Here is a 17,132-nt window from a genome sequence, read left to right on the forward strand (position 1 = left end):
GGAGGAAGCCTGCCGTGTTCACCAGCACCCCGGCCGCGATCGCGGCGACGAGGACCATCGCGATGAACACGATGAGCGTGCCGATGCCGACCTGACCACGGTCGGCGTCGTTGTCTTCGAACATTGTTGTTGTCTCCAGTCTGGTCCCGAACTCCCCGTCGGAGGGCGAGACCGTCACGCGGACCAATCAACGGGCTGTACATAACGGTATGTACCCAGATATCACCGATGATATTCGCCATACTGGCGAGAAAATCGGGTTACAGGCCGTCAATCCGAGAGATCGATCCAAACCGGTTCGAGAACTCGACCGGACACGAGCTCGGAGAGAACCCGAACTCATTCACTTCGCGTGATGGCGAGTGCTATCGGTCGACTTCGTCGACGCCAACGGCAAACGTGATCGACAACGGCGATCGACCCCTTCCCGAGAAAATACAGATTACTCCTGCGAGATCGTCCGCCAGACGTCGTCGAGTTTGTTCTTCACTTCGGGACGGTCCGTGACCTGAACGTTGAGATCCTGTCCCTCGAAATTGATGACGATCTCGTCGATGTCGCGCCGGTAGACGTTCGTGCGTCGGTGTTCGTCCGAGAGAACGCGGTCGTGTAGTTCGAGCAGTCCGGCACCAGTCAACTCTTCGATGCGACGGTAACACGTCGCGATCGGGATGTCGAGCATTTCGCTGAACTCCTGTGCCGAACGGGCTTCGTCGGCAGCGCGTAAGATGTCCGGGTTGTATTCGTTCCCGAGCGCTGCGAGCGTCCTGTCGGACTCCATAGATGCCGCTACCTTCTAACCCAAATCACATGAATGTGACGGTCGTGCAGTTTCGATATTGATACTGAAATCTCCGCGGCCGTGGCCGACACCGAAGGAGGTGTGCTCGACAACTTCGGGGTCCTGCGATGGGCTTATTATCGCGCCGTCGACACCGTGAGGTATGGCTCCGTCGGATCAACAGGACGACACTCCCGCCCGCGCACGCAGCGAGGAGGGCGTCGTCAGGCCCGACGACCTCGATTACACCGGTTCCGAACGTGTCGCGGAACTCTCCGACGGCCGCTACGTCATCGCGACCGACAACGACGACGCCCCGTCGGTCGAAGGTGACGGAGACGAAGAAGCCGAGGGTCCCGACGACAGGGGGACGCTCGCACGCCAGCAGACGAGCCGCTACCTCTCCGAGCGCGGTGGCGACTACAGCCTCGCGCTCACGGCGGCGTTCGACGGCGAGATCCGGCACCACGAGAGCGTCTCCGACGACGTCGCGACCACCTTCGGCGACCTCGTGACGTGGTACGTCGATCAGATCGACACGGAAGCCTCGACCAGCGAGGCTATCGGCATCCTCCTTCTCGCGTCGGAGACCTCGGTGACGTACCCGACCAACGCGCTCGCGTCCGTGCTCCAGACGCACGGGCTCTCTCTCGACGACTCCATCGGAGATCTCGTCGACGCCCTGCGCGAAGAGGAGTTTCAGCTTCCGGCGGACGAGTAGACGGTCGCACCGCTCTCAGACGGCCGATATCTCGTATCATCCTTGATAATGAGGGCGATGCGTTTATACAGCGATTCTCGGAACGGTGAGTATGGCACGCACCGTACTGGTCGTGGACGACTCGGCGTTTATGCGGAACCTTCTGAAGCAGTTACTCGAAGAGGATCACGAGGTCGTCGGCGAGGCGGAAAACGGCGTCGAGGCGGTGGAACTGTACCGGGAACTCGACCCAGACGTGGTCACGATGGACGTCGTGATGCCGATCCGGAACGGCATCGAGGCGACCGCCGAGATCAAATCGCTCGATCCGGCTTCCTCGGTCATTATGTGCACGTCCGTGGGCCAAGAAGAGAAGATGCGCGAGGCCGTCGAAGCGGGGGCGGACGGCTACATCACGAAGCCGTTCCAGAAGCCGAACGTCCTCCAGGCCATCGACGACGTGGTGGGCGTCGAGGCATGAACCTCGACGTCCAGTCGCTTCGGACGTTCAGCCGACTGGCCCGCTCCGGAGCCGAACAGGCCGCGGGATCGCTCACGACGCTGACCGGCTTCGACGCCCGCGTCGCCGTCACGAAAGTCGAGATGGCGACCCGGGCGGACGTCGAACGGGAGTTCCGCGAGCGCGACCTCGTCACCGTCCACATCGGCTTTTCGGGGGCGATCGAGGGGCGGACGGTTCTCGCGTTCGACCGCGACCGCGCCGTCACGCTCGTCGACGCGCTCGTCCCGGGTGCGGCGGCAGAGCCCGAGAGCGAACTCGCCACGAGCGGGCTGAAAGAGCTCGGGAACATTATGCTCGGCGGCTTCATCGACGGCTGGGCGGACTTCCTCGGCGAGGGAATCGACATCACGACGCCGACGTACGTCGAGTTGGACGCCGGTCGGTCCCTTCAGGACGCCGTCGACGAGCCGGCGGTCGACGCCGAGCAGGTCCTCGCGTTCCGGAACCACCTCGAGACCGTCGACGAGGAGGCGGGCTTCTACATCTATATGCTGCCGACGCGCGAATCCGTGGAGACGATCGTCGACGCCGCCGGCGAGGCCGACGACGCGATCCCCGTCGAGACGTTCACGTCGTTCTCTCAGATGATCTCGGAGGGGGCCGGACAGGCCTCCGAAGACCTGACGGCGATGACCGGCATCGAGACCGACGTCGACGTGAGCCGGCTGAGTTTCGTGCCCGTCGAGGGCGTGCCGATGGAACTGACCGACGAGGCCAGACGCGGCGTCGTCTTGGAGTTCAGCGGGACGCCGTCGGGCTACATCGCGATCCTCTTCGACGAGGAGTCCGCCGAGAGCGTCGCCGACGCGTTGATGCCGGGGATGGAGGCGGACGCGGCGATGCGCCAGAGCGCGATACAGGAAATCGGGAACATCGTCACCTCCGGATTCTTAGACGGCTGGGCGAACGCCCTCGAGACGACGATCGAGATCTCGCCGCCGACGTACGTCGACGACATCGCCTCGGCGATCGTCGATCCGCTGGTGACCGAACTCGCGCGGACGCAGGATTATGCGTTCCTCATCGACTCGGCGATCGTCACGCCCGACGAGACGTTCACCTGCGACATCTACGCGCTCCCCGACGAACGGGAGCTTCGGGCGGCGTTCGACCAACTCGCGCCGGAGGCGCACTGACGCCGATGCGAACGCGCTGGACCCGGGGCTAGTCGACGCGTGCAACGGACAACGGCCGCCGTCTGTGACCCTTCACCCACGCTATGAAAGTGTACACCACCGACCGTTCGGACGCGCGGGCGTCGAGCACGCGAGTCAAAGTCGGCGTCGCCGACTACGCGGTCGCGGAGGCGGGATCGGAGCTGGTGACCAGCGGGCTCGGCTCCTGCGTCGGGATCGCGCTCGCGGACGTCGACGCCGGCGTCGGCGGCCTCGCGCACGCGATGTTGCCCGCGGCAGACGCCGACCGCTCTTCGGGCGGCGCATCCGGTGGAACGGACGACGCTTCGGCAGCGAACCTCGACGGGGATGCGGATCTCGACGGGGATACGCGCCCCAGAGCGGCGAAGTACGTCGACACGGCAGTCCCGGCGCTCCTGCGAGAGATGGTCGACAAGGGGGCCTCCCGCGGTCGGATCGACGCGCGTCTCGCGGGCGGGAGCGCGATGTTCGAGTTCACCTCCCGCGCCGGGGCCGTGGGCGAGCGGAACGTCGCCGCGGCCCGCGAGACGCTCGATCGGAACGCGATTCCGCTCGTCGCCAGCGACGTCGGCGGCGATCAGGGACGCTCCCTGTCGTTCGAGATCGCGACCGGCGAACTCTCGGTTCGGCGGGCCCACGGCGAAACGCGGGTTCTCTGAGGCCCTTCGCGGACGCGTCCGTCCACCCGTTCCGAGCTATCCGTTCTGATAATCGCGGGGGCACGTTTATGCGCGAGCTATCTGACTCTCGGAGTACGACGGCGCGGGGACGGAAATCGTCGCCGCGACAACGGGAGACTGGCTATGACAAGCGACCCCGATGACTACGACCTCCGAGAGCGCAGACGTATCGAAGACGACCGACGGGGCAGGCGGACCGACGAGCGAAGCGACGCCGCAGACGCGGACGGGCCGAGCGACGAGAGTTCGCCCGGCCGTCGCGGCGAGGAGTCGCCCGGTCGCCCCCATCGCTTCCGACGGGACCGGAACGACCGACGGCGCGAGCGACACGACAGCGGACAGCGCGACGGCGCACAGGATCGCGAGGAGTCCAGTCGAGACGCGAGACGACGTAACGGGAAGCGTCGGCGGAGCGATCGACAGGCCGAGCCCTCGAACGACGGACGGAGAGCGATCGACGACGTGTCGGTCCGGCCACGAGAGCGCAACGGAGTGAGTCGCCCGCGACACGGGGAGTCCGACCACGCGGGCGCGCAGGACGAGGTCGCGAAGGCCGATCGGATCGCTCGCGACCTCGGGTTCGGCGGTCGGATCCGCGACGACGCTCGCGACGTCACCGCTGGTGTGGAGGGTGATCGACTGAACCGGCCAGCGCCGACTCGGCGCCGGGACTCTCACAGCGCCCCCACCGAAGGCCGCCCGGATCGGCCGGAGCTCGATCGAGCGCGGTTGGATCGGTTAGAACGATCTCGGGACGCAGAACGGCCGCGGGATTCCCAGCACCGTGCTGATCGGCGTGATCGGAACACCGACCGCAGATCGGACGTCCCCGAGGACGTCGGCCGCTTCCAGTTCGACACGGAGATCCGCGAGCGCCCGCGCGGTCGAGCGAACGAACTGCTCCAGCCGAGCCAACTCGAACAGCTACTCGTTCACGAGACGGCCGCCGCCGACGGGCTCGCGAAGCCGTACCTGTCGTCGCTGCCGGACGCGTACGTCGCCGAACGGCTCGTCTTCGACTGGCTCGAGTTCCTCGTGTTGAACGGCGGGTACAAGCGGACGATGGACGCGCTCCGCTACTACCACACCGTCGAGTGGCTCACCGAGGACATCGAAGCGGAGCTCCAGGATTACCTCGTGGCGTTCTCCGGAGAGGTCTCTACGACGCGGGAGTACGAGGTCGAAGACCACCACCTGAGCCTCGTCTACATCGCGCGACTGGCCTCGATGACCTGACGGCTCGTCCGCGACGCTTGGCTTTCTGCGTCGGGCGAGTGATCCGTCCGATTCCCGCAACGTGGAGATCATCCGAAACGCCTACTTTCCGCTCCTCGAAGGGATAGATATGTACGACAGAATACTCGTTCCGACCGACGGCAGTGAGTGTGCGGACCGCGCGGTCGCGCACGCGTTGGACATCGCGGCGCAGTACGACGCCGAGTTGCGCGTCCTCTCGGTCATCGACTCCCGGGACGTGAGCCACAGCGCGCCCGCGATCAGCGCCGAGCAGATCGAGAAGACGCTCCGCGAGCGGGCGGAGTCGATCGTCGCGGACGTCGCAGACCGGGCCGAGGAGGCGGGCGTACAGGTCGTGACCGCGGTCGAGCCCGGAATCCCGGACGACGTCGTCGTCGACTACGCCGAGGAGAACGACTGCGACCTGATCGTGATGGGCACGCACGGTCGGACCGGCATCCAGCGGTACCTGCTCGGCAGCGTGACCGAGCGGACCGTTCGGCGCTCGTCGGTTCCGGTGCTGACGGTCCGCGACGACGAGGAAGAGCGCTGAGAGCGCGGGCGGTCGCCGCACGGTGGCGAGCTATCGCTTCCGAACGCGGCCGTCACGAAGGCGACGGTATATACGCCCGGGGAACCTCCACGGCGATATGGAGCTCCGCCGTCTCCTGCGCGGTCGCATCGAGTGGTCGCGGCTGGAGGCCGTCGCCAGGGAACTCTGCGATCGGTACGACCGCGAGGAGGTCCGCGTGGAGTTTCTCGACGCCGACAACTGGCTGTCGACGCCCATGGTCGTCGACGACCAGTGGTTCGTGAAGGTCATCTCCCGGCAGAACTCGATCGTCCACGGCCTGTTCACGACGGGGAGAAACCTGGGGGCGTTCTCCTCGGGCACGGAGGGCTTTTTCGAGCACTTCGAGACGCCGATCGAGATGGCCCGTCACGAACTCGAAGCGACCCAGCGGATGCGGGAGGTCGGGCTCAACGCGCCCGAACCGGTCGAGACGTTCGAGGTCGACGGGCTCGGGATCGTCGTCCTGGAGTACCTCCCCGACTTCCGGACGCTCGACGAACTCGACGAGGAGACCGAGGCCGACCTCGCGCCGCGGCTCTTCGAGGCGCTCCGCGAGATGCACGAACACGACCTCCTGCACGGGGACCTCCGCGCGGAGAACGTGCTCATCCTCGACGAGGAGATCTACTTCATCGACGCGACGAACGTGCGCGAGGAGGGCGCGGCGGACGCGAAAGCCTACGACGTCGCCTGCGCGCTCGGCGCGCTCGAACCGCTCATCGGCGCGAAACGGACGGTCGAAGCCGCGCTGACGGCGTACGGTCCCGACGAACTGCTCACCGCGACGCGGTTTCTCGACTTCGTCAACATCCGCCCCGACCACGACTTCGACGCCGCCCTGCTCAGGGGCGAGATCGAGAAGCGCGCCTCCTCGCCGTAGCGCTCCCGAACGCGTAACCGCTTTGCCCCGTAAGCCGCAGGCTCAGGTGTCGTCGCTGGGTGTGAGTGGAAGGCGGAGGCGGGAGTGATGCGGCCAGTCGGTCCCGCTCCGGGAGGCGGGAGCGCTGGTCGCGGTAAGCCGCAGCGGACCCCGAAACACTGCGGCGATGTGCGGCGGGCCTGTGCCGACTTCGACGAGAAAAGCGTCGGTCGTCGGCACCTGTCGGTAACGGCGGGGCGTTGATAAACCCACCGGGACGGGTGCTACCTTTCGGCGCTCGCGACCCGGCGATTGGGACCTCACGCAGTCTCGACGGCGCGGCGGAGCGCGCGTTCGAGGTTCTCTAACTCCGTATCGAGGTTGCGTTCGAAGAACCGCTCGACTCCGGGGACCCGCCCGTCGACGACGAACTCGTTGATCAGTCGCGATCCCGTCTCCGTCGGTTCGATCGTGTGCTCGCCGGTGACCCGCAGCACCGACGACTTCCCGACGAACTTGACGTGGCGGGGCGGCTCACGCGCGACGTCTTCGGTCTCGACGCGCGCGGTCGACTTCACGAACGGAATCGGCAGCCGAACGTGCCACGTTCCCTCGCCCGTCTCCTCGTCGACCTCGTGGCGCTCGACGACGCTGATCGACTCCGCCCGCTTCGACGGGTCGGCGATGAAATCCCACACGGCCTCGGGCGGGGCGTCGAACTCGAAGACCCGCCGGACGCGTACCGTCATACGCGCTGGTAGGAGGGCGAGACAAAAAAGGTCCTGTATCGCGCCGTTCGAGGGCGTTCGGCGCGGGTGGCGGTCCGACGCGTTAGCTTCGCGTCACGCGCCAGGTCGTCGAGCGGGCGCGGCCCCACTTTTCGATCTCGACGTCCTCGGACTTCTCTGCGAGTCGCGGGAGCCGCACACCGACCTGCTTGGCCGTCAGACCGATCGCGTCGGCGATGTTCTTGGCCCTGAAGTACCGCTCGCCGGCGGAGACGCTCTCGCGGAGGTACGCGACGATGCGCTGTTCCTCCTCGGTGAACTCGCTCATTGGCTCAGAGTACGGGCGGTTCGGTCTTAAGTTTCTCGTCCGGTCGACGCTATCCGAAGAGGTGCGTCGCCGAGACGGCCAGCGAGGCGGCGATGACGGCGGCGGCGAAGCCGACGCCGGCGATAAACTGGTCGCCGGTCAGCCCCGCGACGAACATCCCGACGACGCCGAGAAGCGCGACGATCGAAAAGAGCACGGTGAGCCCGATTCCCGTATCCGAACTGGCGGCTGCAGTTTCCATACTTGGTGGTGTCCGGGTTCTGACTTAGTTCATACGACTCCGCACGGGTGACGTTCCCCCCTGGCGGACGGTTCCCTGTTGGCTGAGGCTCCCTTTGTGCCCAACGCATCTGATAATTCGTCTAACAGGAACTGTCCGCAGTCGTGAGAGCTATGTGGCTCCCGGGATCTTGGACGCACAGGATGTTATCGCTCCTGTCGCTCGGCGGTCGAATTCGCACCGTTGTGGCCGTCCTCGCCGTCGCCGGCCTCCTCGGCGGCGGCGCGTTCGCGGCTGGCGTGATCGGCGTGCCCTCCGTCGCCGGCGTCGAGAACTCCTTCGGCCCGGTCAACGAGACGTCGACGGTCATCGAGACGGATCTGACGGTCTCGAATCCGAACCCGATCGGAGCCTCGCTGGGCGGTCTCACCGTCGACTACGACGTGTTGATGAACGACGTTGAACTGGCGAGCGGCACCAAAGAAGGCGTCTCCGTCGGCTCGGGGAACTCGACGTTGAACTTCACGACGACCGCGGACAACGGCCAGATCCCGCCGTGGTGGGTCTCGCACGTGCGAAACGACGAGCAGACGACCGTCACGGTCGACACCGCGGTCACGTCGGGGACGCTCGGTCGAACGATCGATCCGCCGAACGTCACCCGGCAGGTCGAGACGGATCTGCTCTCGCAGTTCAACTCGACGGAGACGCGGCCGGTCGACGCCAATCGGGCGCTGGTGTCCGATCCGGTCCTCTACATCAACGAGACGAGCGCGCAGTGGGGCGAGGTGACCGACGAACGGACGGCGATGGACCTCACCTTCGTCGTGTACAACCCCAAGTCCTACCCCATCGGCGTCAGCGAACTGGGGTACAACATCACGATGAACGACGTCGAGGTCGGCGAGGGGTCGACCGAGTCGGAGTACGTCGTGCCGCCGAAGTCGACGGAGACGATCAAGGCGACCGTCTACATCCGCAACGAGAACATCGACGAGTGGTGGGTGACGCACCTCGAACGGAATCAGGTCACGGACCTCCGGATCGACTTCGACGCGCGGTTGGACCTGGAGAGCACGACCGTGACCGTTCCGCTCGATTCGCTCACGTACACGGAGACGATCGAGACTGACATCTTCGGCACGAAGCCGACCGACGGCGACGCGGGTGAGGGATCGGAGAGCGACGACGGATCGGACAGTTCGGACACGACGACGGAACGCACGGACACCGCGACGGAAGCGCCCTCCGACGAGACCGACACCGCGACGTCGAGTCCGCCGACGGCGACAGAAAGCGACGACGAGACCGACACCGCGACGTCGTCGGGCGAGACGACCACGTCGGCGGACGGGGAGACGACGACCGACGACGGCGGCCTGCTCGGCTGACGTCGCCGGCTCTTTTTCCCGATTTTCCTCACCCGATCGTGACGTGTTCAGACTCCTCGTTGAGCGCCAGGTTCGCCGCGATCTCGGCGTTCCGCATCGCGTACTGCGCCGTCTGTTGGAGGCTGACGAGCACCTCGCGGACCTGCAGGAGCTCCTTGTTGTCCATCTCGGGCAGGTCGCCGAGGATCTCCTGCTCGCGGTCGCGCAGCTGTCTGAAGCGCGTCCGGCACTCGACGGTCTTGTCGTAGTCGCGCTCGACGACCGCCTGGACCGCCGTCCGGGTGAGTTCGTCGACCTGGTCGGTGAACTCCCTGATCCGACGCATCGTCCCCGAATCGACGTCGAGGGTGTGGCCCTCGGCGTCCATCGCGATGTTGGCGATGTCCTCGGCGTTGTCCGCCGTCAGTTCGAGGTTCTTCGCGACCGATCGGTACCCGATCAGCGGGAAGCCCGAATCGAGGCCGACCGCCCGGGCGAGGTTCGGGTTCTGGTAGGCGGTGAAGATGAGCCGCAGGAGGAGCACGAAAATCTTGTTGGCCTGCCGTTCGCGGTTCAGCGCGCGCTGGGCGAGGTCCGTGTTGCCGTGAGCCAGCGCCTTGACCGCCTCGCCGCGCATCGTGCTTCCGGTGTTCTCCAGCCGTTCGAGGAGGTTATCGAGGGTGAAGTCCTCGGGGTCGACCGAACAGCGGATCGCGATCCGCTCGGGCGTCTCCTCGATGACGCCGAGACCCATCAGCTGGGTCTCGGCTTTGTACACCGCGTTGATGTGTTCCGAGTCCAGCGCCCCGTCGCTCTTCTCGATGTGGATCACCCGGCGTCCGAGGACGTACTGGGCGACGATCGCCCGTTCGAGCGAGTCGGCGTCGAGGCTGTCGGCCCTGATCGTCGCCGAGGAGTCCTCTTGGCTCGCCGATTCGGGGAGGACCGTCAGCGTGCCCTTCCCGCCCATCCGCAGTGACACCTCGTCGCCCTTGTTGACGTCGTGCTCCTTCGCCCACTCCGCGGGTAACGTCATCGCCAGCGTGGATGGCCCCAGCCGCTGTACCTTACGCGTCTCCATATCACACCCTGGCCTTGAGTGACCTTAATCCTCACTATATGTGGATTATATATTTCACATCTCTATCGTATCACCGGCAATTAGATCCGTATATTAAAATTATCCGGCGGAGTCGAGTACTCCTCGAAATTTCTACGCGAGAATCATACAATTCGCATCATTCGGCGTTCGAATCGACCGATCCGGACTTTCGTCCACCCGCGGAGTTCGGCGTCGAGGTCGGGGTCGTCGGTGTCGACGCGGAGTTCGCCGATCGTATCGAGTTTCGAGCGCGAGGCGACGACCTCGACGTCGCAGCGGCGGATCACGTCCGGCGACAGTTGGGGGTTACCGCGGCCGAACACGAATCCCTGTCCGCCGATCGGCGAGACGACGACGACGTTCTCGCCCTCCGGGCCGAGTGCGTCCAGAATCTCCGATTCGCTGGCGTCCAGCGCGAGGACCTCGCCGTCGCGCCAGACGTCGACGCCCAGCGGCGACCCCTCGAAGCCGAGTTCCGCCTTGATCGCGCCGACGGTGCTCCCCGGGCCCAGCACGAACGTCTTCTCGCTCGCGCGGATGTCCTCGGCGACGCCCGCCGCCAGCGCTTCGACGTTGCCGCCGCCGAGTTGCTTCGACGACTGCAGTTCCTCCGCGACGGGGACGTGTGCGATCGCCCGAAGCTCGGGGTGGACCTCGCCTTCGCGGTACTCGTCCTCGTCGATGTCGAGCACCTCCCGGCGCTCGGTCCGCTCGAACGTCGCGACGACGTGCGCGGCGTCTTCGGGCGAGACCGCGAAGACCGAGGAGTACACTTTCACGCCGGCCGGCACGCCGAGGATCGGCGTTTCGGTTCCCTCCACCGCTTCGGCGACGTCCGCGGCGGTCCCGTCGCCGCCGACGAAGAGCACGAGGTCGACGCCGGCCGCCAGGAACGCCTCGACGGCGCTGACGGTGTCGTCGGCGGTCGAGTCCGTCGTACCGTCGGGCTCGCCGAGCACCTCGGGATCGAAGCCTGCCGCACGTGCGACCTCGGCACCCATCTGGCCGCCCCACGCGAGCAGTTCGATCCCGCCGTCGAACTCGCGGAGGCGTTCGAGCGCGCGCTTCGCTCGGTCGGGCGCGCGCGGTTCCGCGCCGAGTCGGCGCGCCTCTTCGACCTTCCCGTCCGTGCCCTTGAGACCGACGCGACCGCCCATCCCCGCGATGGGGTTGACGACGAACCCGATTCGCATACCCGAACCCAACGGCGGGGCGCGCAAAAGCCCGCCGGTGCGTCCCGTCTCCGGGTACCGAACCGCCGCCAGCAGTATGAACGCTTATCAACTCCGTCTCGGAACTGAGAGGTATGCTCCCACTCGCTACCGAGGGCGCGTCCCTCCCGATCGCAGAGACCGGCGCGGTGATCCTTCTCCTGAGCGTCGCGATGGCCGCCGGCTGGCTGTACTACCTCTACCGGTAACTCGGCGCGAGACCGCTCACCGTTCCTCGACGAGATCGACCCGAGCGCCGAGCCACGCGGCCGCGTCCTCGGCTGTCGTCGGATCCGTCGCCGTGAACTTCACTCGGACCGAGTCGCCGGGGTAGCTCCCGACCGTGACGTCGAACCGCGTCCGCACCTCGTCGAGCCGATCGATCAACTCGCTCTCGGGCTCGTCGACGTCGACGACGGTCGTGAACGTCTCCGTCCCGTCGAACTCCCCGGCCACCTGCCCGAACATCGCTTTCATCTCGCTCGGAACGCCCGGGAGGACGTAGATCCCCTCGACGACCGCGCCCGGCGCGACGCCCTCGGTGTTCGGGAGCATCCGCGCGCGCGCCGGCAACTCTGTCGTCCCCTCGACCAAACCGTCCGCCGAGTAGCCGCCCTCGCCGGTCAGCCACTCGCGGGCCTCCGCGTGGGATTCCAGGTCGCGTCCGACCGCCGCGGCGACGCCCGCCATCGTCACGTCGTCGTGGGTCGGGCCGAGTCCCCCCGTCACGACGACCGCGTCGTGTTCGGCGCGGTACTCGTTGACGACGCGGGCGATGTCGGCGACGTCGTCCGGGACGGTCGTGACGCGTTCGACGCTGACGCCGCGGTCCGTCAGCTCCTCGCCCAGCCACGCGGCGTTGGTGTTCACGGTGTCCCCGGAGAGGAGTTCGTCTCCGACAGTGACGATTGCGACTCGCATACCTCCCGTAACCGCGAGGCGGACAAAAGCACAGCGTATTCTCGGGGCCGCGACGGAGCGCCGTCGACGGCGTCAGCGCATCCCCGGCGGCGGTCCGTCGTCGTCGTCTTCGATCTCCACGTCGATGCCCATCTCGTGACGCTGCCGGCGGAGACGGTCGATCTGCCGTCGGTAGTAGAGGAGCCCGCCGCCGCCGACGAGGCCGACGAGCGCGACGATCCCGCCGAAGATGTAGAGGTCCCGCTGGAGGTAGAACCGCACCGAGACGATGTCCGTCGTCACGGGCTCTGTCCAGACGATGTGGACGCGGCTCTCATCGTCGATCGTGGCGTCGTAGTTCCTCGGCGTGACCTGCCCGAAGACCGGGAAGTCGACCCGGCGGTCCGGCGGCAGGACGACCTCGTAGGTGCCGTCGACGTACGTCGGCAGGGTGAAGCGCTTGGGCGACCCGCTGCTCGTGAACGCCAGCGACCCGCCGCTGGCCGGGGCGTCCTCGGGGAGTGAGACGACCGTCTCGTCGCGCGTCCGTCGGATCTCGCCGCCCGCCTCGCGGACTTCGGTGCCGGTGAGCACCGTACCGTCGGGGTAGCGGTACCGGACGGACTCGACCGGGATGGGGTTCGTGCCGCCGAACCCGTCCTCGCGGTACAGTTCGATTGTCGTCGAGTTCGTCTCGAACACCGCGCGGAACTGCGTGTTCTCCTGGACCGTGATGTGGGCGGTCCGGTTGGTCTCCCAGTCGTAGGGGGCCGCGGGCTCGCTGTCCAGCTGTTCGGCGTCGACGGGGCCGGTGCCGATGCCGAGACAGCCGCTGGTGAGCGCGAGGAGGGCGAGACACCCGGCCGCGAGCAGGAGTCGTCGGTTCATGATCGTGAGCGGGTAGTGGTGCGTTCGTCTGGGCGATGATCAATCATCTGGCCGTCTCAGCCGGTCAGGACGCACTTCAGCTCCGAGCGGAGGTACGAACCGATGCTGGCGAGCAGCCCCGGCGGGTCGGTGCTCTCGGGGCAGACGATGCTCTGTTCGAGCAGCCCGAGGCGCTCGACGGTGATGATGTCGTCGGCGTGGCCGGCGCGGTTGACCGTCGCCCGAACCTCGCCGCGGGTCGCGCTGTTGACGTTCACGCGGCCGCTGCGTCCCTCCTCGCGCGTCCAGTCGTAGAGCCGATCCCGCGTCTCGTCGGCGAGTCGCGGCGTCTCGCCGGCGACGAACCGAAGCGGCGTGTGCTGGACGACGCCGAAGCGATCGCGGATCTGCGAGGGGCTGCCCGTTCCCAGCCCGAGGTCGTCGACCGAGATACGGACGCGGTTGTCGTTACCGACGTCGAGCACCCAGCCGTCCTCGTCCCAGGCGTCGAGCGTACCGACGTACGTCTCGCCGTCCTCGTGATCGGTCGCGATTTCGCCCCACGAATCGGCGAGGACGTTGCCGGCGGCGGTCGCGTCCTCGCCGTCGAGGTCGACGTCGAGGAAGTCGTCCTCGCGGACGTCGATCGTCCACGCGACGTCGAGTTCGCCGATCTCGTTGCGGACGAGCGAGTCGAAGCTGTCGAGGGCACGCTCGCGGGCGTCGCCGTCGACGTAGCACTTCGTTGCGAGTACGACCATCAGTCGTCTCGTCCCACGTCGACGTTGAGTTCGTCGCGGAGTTCCTCGATCCGCAGTTCCATCGCCTCGACCATGTCGTCGTTCTCCATCGGTTCCAGCGGCGCGCCGGTCTCGGGGCACTGGAAGCCCTGCTCCATCGCCTCGGAGAACTCGAAGCGGATGCCCGCCGGTTCCGAGAGGTAGAACTCGTGAGTTCGCTCGTATTCGAGACGCTCTTCGAGCGCGTCGAGCAGGCGGAGCATCTCCTCCTGGAGGTTCTCCGGGATGTTCTCGTAGTGGAACGTCCAGAGGTAGGTGAGCCACCCCGAGTCCTCGTCGCGTACCCGGCGGTACTCGGCCAGGTCGTTCTCGTAGAGAATAAAGAGCGCCCGCCTGACGTCGTTGAGCTCCAGACCCAGCTCCTCGGCGAGTTCCTCGTCGGTCACCTCGCCGTCCGGGGGGGCCGCCGCCACCGGCATCCCCGTCGGGCCGACGAGCTCGTGGAGGTACTTCTGGATGACAGGGTCGTTCAGCAGCTCCTCAAAAGCCATTATAAACAGTTGCGCCGCTCAGTCGTTTTAAAGTTGCGGATGCGGGGCCAGCCGACGCGCGCAGTCACGCGTCCTCCCCAGTGTCTCCGTCGACGACGCGCTTCCCCCGTTCTTGCGGGATCACCCGCCGCTCGGCGTCCACCCACTCCCGGTCGAGTTCCCGGCCCTCGAACAGGTGATCGAGAAAGACCGCGAGCCCCGCGACCTCCGAGTGCGGCTGGTTCGTGACGCCGACGTTCCAGTCGGCCGCCTCGTACACCTCGAACGGGACCTTCTCGCCGCCGACGACGACGAGCAGCGGTTGCTCGCCGTGGGCCTCGCGGACGTCGCCCTCGACGTCCTGCACCCGCTCGCCGTACATCGTGAGGTGGACGACCGCGCCGTCCCAGTTCCGGATCGTCGCGTCCAGTTCGCCCGTCAGTTCCACCTCGAAGGGACCGCCGAAGCGGCCGGTGATGTCCTCGACGGTCTCGAGCGACTGCCCGGCGTTGTCGGGGAAGATCACCCGGTCCGCGCCGAGCGCTCGCGCCGTGAGACCGACGTGCGTCGTCATCCGGTCGTCCCGACCGGGGCGGTGGCCGTAGCGCAGGACGGCCACCTCGCGTTCCTCGTGCATACTCTCCCGCAGGCCCGGTGGGCGCTAAGGCCCTTCGCTTCCGTGGCCGGTGCTGCGCTTCCATATCGATGCCGCAGCGTCCTCGCGGGAGAACGACTTGGGCCAAAGGAGAACGCACTTACCCCCGCCCGTTACATCACCGCTATGGACCTCAGCGACAAGCGCGTCGTCGTCACCGGCGGCGCGGGCCTGGTCGGCTCGCACCTCGCGCGTCGGCTCCGAGAGGACAACGACGTCGTCGTCGCCGACGACCTCTCGAAGGGGACCCGCGAGCGCGTCCCCGACGGCGTCGAGTTCGTGCGGGCCGACATGACCGACCCCGCCGACGTCGCCGACTCGATCACCGCCGACGTCGACCTGGTCTTCCACCTGGCCGCCTACACCGACACCAACTACGCCGAGCCCCGGAAGCTGTTCGAGGAGAACACCGAGATGACGTACAACGTCCTCGAACGGATGACGGAGGTCGGCGTCTCGAACCTCGCGTTCACCTCCTCGTCGACTGTCTATGGCGAAGCGCCGCGGCCGACGCCCGAGGACTACGCCCCGCTGGAGCCGATCAGCGTCTACGGCGCGTCGAAACTGGCCGACGAGGGGCTGCTCTCGACGTACGCTCACTCGAAGGACTTCACCGTCTGGTGCTTCCGCTTCGCCAACATCGTGGGGCCGCACCAGCGCGGCAACGTCGTCCCCGACTTCATCGAGAAACTGCTCGACGATCCAGACACCCTCGAAATCCTCGGCGACGGCCGGCAGGAGAAGTCCTACCTCCACGTCACCGAGTGCGTCGACGCCATCTGTCACGTCGTTGAGCACGCCGACCGCGCGATGAACACGTACAACCTCGGCACGCGGACGACCACCTCGGTGACGCGAATCGCCGACATCGTCGCCGACGTGATGGGCCTCGACCCGGCGTACGAGTACACGGGCGGCGACCGCGGCTGGGAGGGCGACGTTCCGCGGATGCGCCTCTCGGTCGAGAAGCTCTCGGGGCTCGGTTGGGACGCGGACTCCTCCAGCGACGACGCGGTCCGCCGGGCTGCCGAGGAACTGTACGCGGAACTGCGGACGGAGTACGAGTCCCCCGACTCCTGACCGATCTCCCCAGAACGGCACCGCTTTTACCGCGGATCGACAACTCCCTCGCGTGCAGTTCGTCGGCTACGACACCGGAAATCCGGGACTCTACGTGAGCGACGCGTCCGCCGGGACCGACGGAGAGGCCGGGAAGACCGACGAACCGGCTGACGTCGACTTCGTCGCACTCGGTCCCGGAACCGAACTCGCCTACACGCTCGGCGAGCGTCACTGCGCGGGCACCATCACCGAGGATGGACACCTCGCCTGCTCGGACCCCGCCGCGCCGTACTGCCCGCAGCACCGTTCGACGTGGGTCTGTGCGAAGTGCACCGGGACGTGTCTCAAAGACGAGATGGACTGCGTCGAACCGCACGCGATCTACCTCGCGGCGTTCGCCCCCGACGTGTTCAAAGTGGGCGTCACGAAGGAGTGGCGACTGGAGACGCGACTCCGTGAGCAGGGGGCGGACCGTGGCGCGCTGTTGCAGACGGTCCCCGACGGCCGCATCGCTCGGGAGCGCGAGGCCGAGATCGCGACGGAGGTTCCGGACCGGATCCGCGTGCCGACGAAGCGGGCAGGGCTCCACCGCGATGTTGACGCCGGCGCGTGGGAGGTCCTCCTCGCCCGGTTCGAGGTCGATGACGCTGACCGCTTCGAGTTCGACTACGGCCTCGACCTCCGTGACCGGCCCGTCGCGGAGACGATCGCGACCGGAACGGTGCGGGGCGTCCAGGGCCGACTGCTCGTCCTCGATCACGCCGGGAGCACCTACGCCGTCGACCTGCGCGACCTCGTCGGCTACGAGGCGACCCCCGAGGCGACGACGCGCGACCTGCAGGCGAGTCTCGGCGCGTGGGGTTGACGCTCCGAGCACCGCAGTAAACCCGAGCAATTGGAACAAAATCG

The 17,132-nt window shown here is 66.9% G+C and carries 22 protein-coding genes; 10 read left to right on the forward strand and 12 right to left on the reverse strand.

From position 1 onward, the window contains the following. Together ACP99_RS12940 and ACP99_RS12945 are read right to left on the reverse strand one after the other, a co-directional pair. A partial coding sequence (locus ACP99_RS12940; protein WP_331280778.1) for an archaellin/type IV pilin N-terminal domain-containing protein occupies positions 1-124 on the reverse strand: 124 nt, incomplete at its 3' end. Between the two features lie 318 nt (positions 125-442). Further along, a complete protein-coding gene (locus ACP99_RS12945) occupies positions 443-781 on the reverse strand; it encodes an ArsR/SmtB family transcription factor (protein WP_049987005.1) in 339 nt (112 codons plus the stop codon). Between the two features lie 163 nt (positions 782-944). On the opposite strand from ACP99_RS12945, the gene ACP99_RS12950 reads away from it, so the two are divergent. The 7 genes from ACP99_RS12950 (at position 945) to ACP99_RS12985 (ending at position 6,531) form a co-directional block, all read left to right on the forward strand. Next, the gene (locus ACP99_RS12950; protein ID WP_049987006.1) at positions 945-1,502 is read left to right on the forward strand and encodes a DUF7500 family protein; all 558 of its coding nucleotides are present in this window, start codon (positions 945-947) and stop codon (positions 1,500-1,502) included. A gap of 91 nt (positions 1,503-1,593) precedes the next feature. Then, positions 1,594-1,962 carry a chemotaxis protein CheY gene (gene cheY, locus ACP99_RS12955; RefSeq protein ID WP_049987007.1) on the forward strand — a complete coding sequence of 123 codons (369 nt, stop codon included), beginning with the start codon at positions 1,594-1,596 and terminating at the stop codon, positions 1,960-1,962. Further along, entirely contained in the window at positions 1,959-3,140 is a 1,182-nt protein-coding gene (locus ACP99_RS12960; protein WP_049987008.1) for a chemotaxis protein CheC, read from the forward strand. The genes cheY and ACP99_RS12960 overlap by 4 nt, the downstream gene beginning before the upstream one ends. Positions 3,141-3,223: 83 nt before the next feature. Beyond that, the gene (locus ACP99_RS12965; RefSeq protein ID WP_049987009.1) at positions 3,224-3,820 is read left to right on the forward strand and encodes a chemotaxis protein CheD; all 597 of its coding nucleotides are present in this window, start codon (positions 3,224-3,226) and stop codon (positions 3,818-3,820) included. A 144-nt stretch (positions 3,821-3,964) separates the two neighbouring features. After that, complete coding sequence (locus tag ACP99_RS21330; RefSeq protein WP_081927466.1) at positions 3,965-5,077, forward strand: FlaD/FlaE family flagellar protein; 1,113 nt, start codon at positions 3,965-3,967, stop codon at positions 5,075-5,077. Between the two features lie 109 nt (positions 5,078-5,186). Beyond that, positions 5,187-5,630 carry a universal stress protein gene (locus ACP99_RS12980; RefSeq protein WP_049987112.1) on the forward strand — a complete coding sequence of 148 codons (444 nt, stop codon included), beginning with the start codon at positions 5,187-5,189 and terminating at the stop codon, positions 5,628-5,630. A gap of 97 nt (positions 5,631-5,727) precedes the next feature. Further along, complete coding sequence (locus ACP99_RS12985; RefSeq protein ID WP_049987012.1) at positions 5,728-6,531, forward strand: RIO1 family regulatory kinase/ATPase domain-containing protein; 804 nt, start codon at positions 5,728-5,730, stop codon at positions 6,529-6,531. Between the two features lie 299 nt (positions 6,532-6,830). Here ACP99_RS12985 and ACP99_RS12990 read toward each other — a convergent pair whose 3' ends face one another. The 3 genes from ACP99_RS12990 to ACP99_RS13000 form a co-directional block, all read right to left on the reverse strand. After that, complete coding sequence (locus tag ACP99_RS12990; RefSeq protein WP_049987013.1) at positions 6,831-7,259, reverse strand: SRPBCC family protein; 429 nt, start codon at positions 7,257-7,259, stop codon at positions 6,831-6,833. An 82-nt stretch (positions 7,260-7,341) separates the two neighbouring features. Continuing rightward, positions 7,342-7,566, reverse strand: a complete 225-nt coding sequence (locus tag ACP99_RS12995; protein WP_049987014.1) for a DUF7123 family protein — start codon at positions 7,564-7,566, stop codon at positions 7,342-7,344. Between the two features lie 49 nt (positions 7,567-7,615). Next, positions 7,616-7,807, reverse strand: coding sequence for a DUF7525 family protein (locus tag ACP99_RS13000; RefSeq protein ID WP_049987015.1), 192 nt, complete (start codon positions 7,805-7,807; stop codon positions 7,616-7,618). 182 nt (positions 7,808-7,989) lie between these two features. On the opposite strand from ACP99_RS13000, the gene ACP99_RS13005 reads away from it, so the two are divergent. Further along, positions 7,990-9,177: an LEA type 2 family protein gene (locus ACP99_RS13005; RefSeq protein ID WP_049987016.1), complete on the forward strand. Its 1,188-nt coding sequence runs from the start codon at positions 7,990-7,992 to the stop codon at positions 9,175-9,177. Between the two features lie 28 nt (positions 9,178-9,205). On the opposite strand, the gene ACP99_RS13010 is transcribed toward ACP99_RS13005, so the two are convergent. The 7 genes from ACP99_RS13010 to ACP99_RS13040 form a co-directional block, all read right to left on the reverse strand. Further along, complete coding sequence (locus ACP99_RS13010; RefSeq protein ID WP_049987017.1) at positions 9,206-10,237, reverse strand: phosphate signaling complex PhoU family protein; 1,032 nt, start codon at positions 10,235-10,237, stop codon at positions 9,206-9,208. Positions 10,238-10,380: 143 nt separating this feature from the next. Beyond that, positions 10,381-11,451, reverse strand: a complete 1,071-nt coding sequence (locus ACP99_RS13015; RefSeq protein ID WP_049987018.1) for an ATP-NAD kinase family protein — start codon at positions 11,449-11,451, stop codon at positions 10,381-10,383. A 243-nt stretch (positions 11,452-11,694) separates the two neighbouring features. Then, complete coding sequence (locus ACP99_RS13020) at positions 11,695-12,390, reverse strand: competence/damage-inducible protein A (RefSeq protein ID WP_049987019.1); 696 nt, start codon at positions 12,388-12,390, stop codon at positions 11,695-11,697. 72 nt (positions 12,391-12,462) lie between these two features. Continuing rightward, on the reverse strand, positions 12,463-13,257 hold the full coding sequence (locus ACP99_RS13025) for a DUF5803 family protein (RefSeq protein ID WP_049987020.1): 795 nt from the start codon (positions 13,255-13,257) through the stop codon (positions 12,463-12,465). Positions 13,258-13,313: 56 nt separating this feature from the next. After that, positions 13,314-13,997 carry a DUF2110 family protein gene (locus ACP99_RS13030; RefSeq protein WP_049987021.1) on the reverse strand — a complete coding sequence of 228 codons (684 nt, stop codon included), beginning with the start codon at positions 13,995-13,997 and terminating at the stop codon, positions 13,314-13,316. Then, positions 13,997-14,527, reverse strand: a complete 531-nt coding sequence (locus ACP99_RS13035; RefSeq protein WP_049987022.1) for a transcription factor — start codon at positions 14,525-14,527, stop codon at positions 13,997-13,999. The genes ACP99_RS13030 and ACP99_RS13035 overlap by 1 nt, the downstream gene beginning before the upstream one ends. A gap of 64 nt (positions 14,528-14,591) precedes the next feature. Continuing rightward, a complete protein-coding gene (locus tag ACP99_RS13040; RefSeq protein ID WP_049987023.1) occupies positions 14,592-15,143 on the reverse strand; it encodes a tRNA (cytidine(56)-2'-O)-methyltransferase in 552 nt (183 codons plus the stop codon). A gap of 144 nt (positions 15,144-15,287) precedes the next feature. Here ACP99_RS13040 and ACP99_RS13045 point away from each other — a divergent pair, with 144 nt between their 5' ends. Both ACP99_RS13045 and ACP99_RS13050 read left to right on the forward strand, forming a co-directional pair. Next, positions 15,288-16,241, forward strand: coding sequence for an NAD-dependent epimerase/dehydratase family protein (locus tag ACP99_RS13045; RefSeq protein ID WP_049987024.1), 954 nt, complete (start codon positions 15,288-15,290; stop codon positions 16,239-16,241). Positions 16,242-16,293: 52 nt separating this feature from the next. Further along, positions 16,294-17,088: a DUF2797 domain-containing protein gene (locus ACP99_RS13050; RefSeq protein WP_049987025.1), complete on the forward strand. Its 795-nt coding sequence runs from the start codon at positions 16,294-16,296 to the stop codon at positions 17,086-17,088. The last annotated feature ends 44 nt before the right edge of the window (positions 17,089-17,132 follow it).

Origin of the sequence: Halobellus rufus, from assembly GCF_000739575.1 — an archaeon.
Lineage (GTDB): Archaea > Halobacteriota > Halobacteria > Halobacteriales > Haloferacaceae > Haloquadratum > Haloquadratum rufum.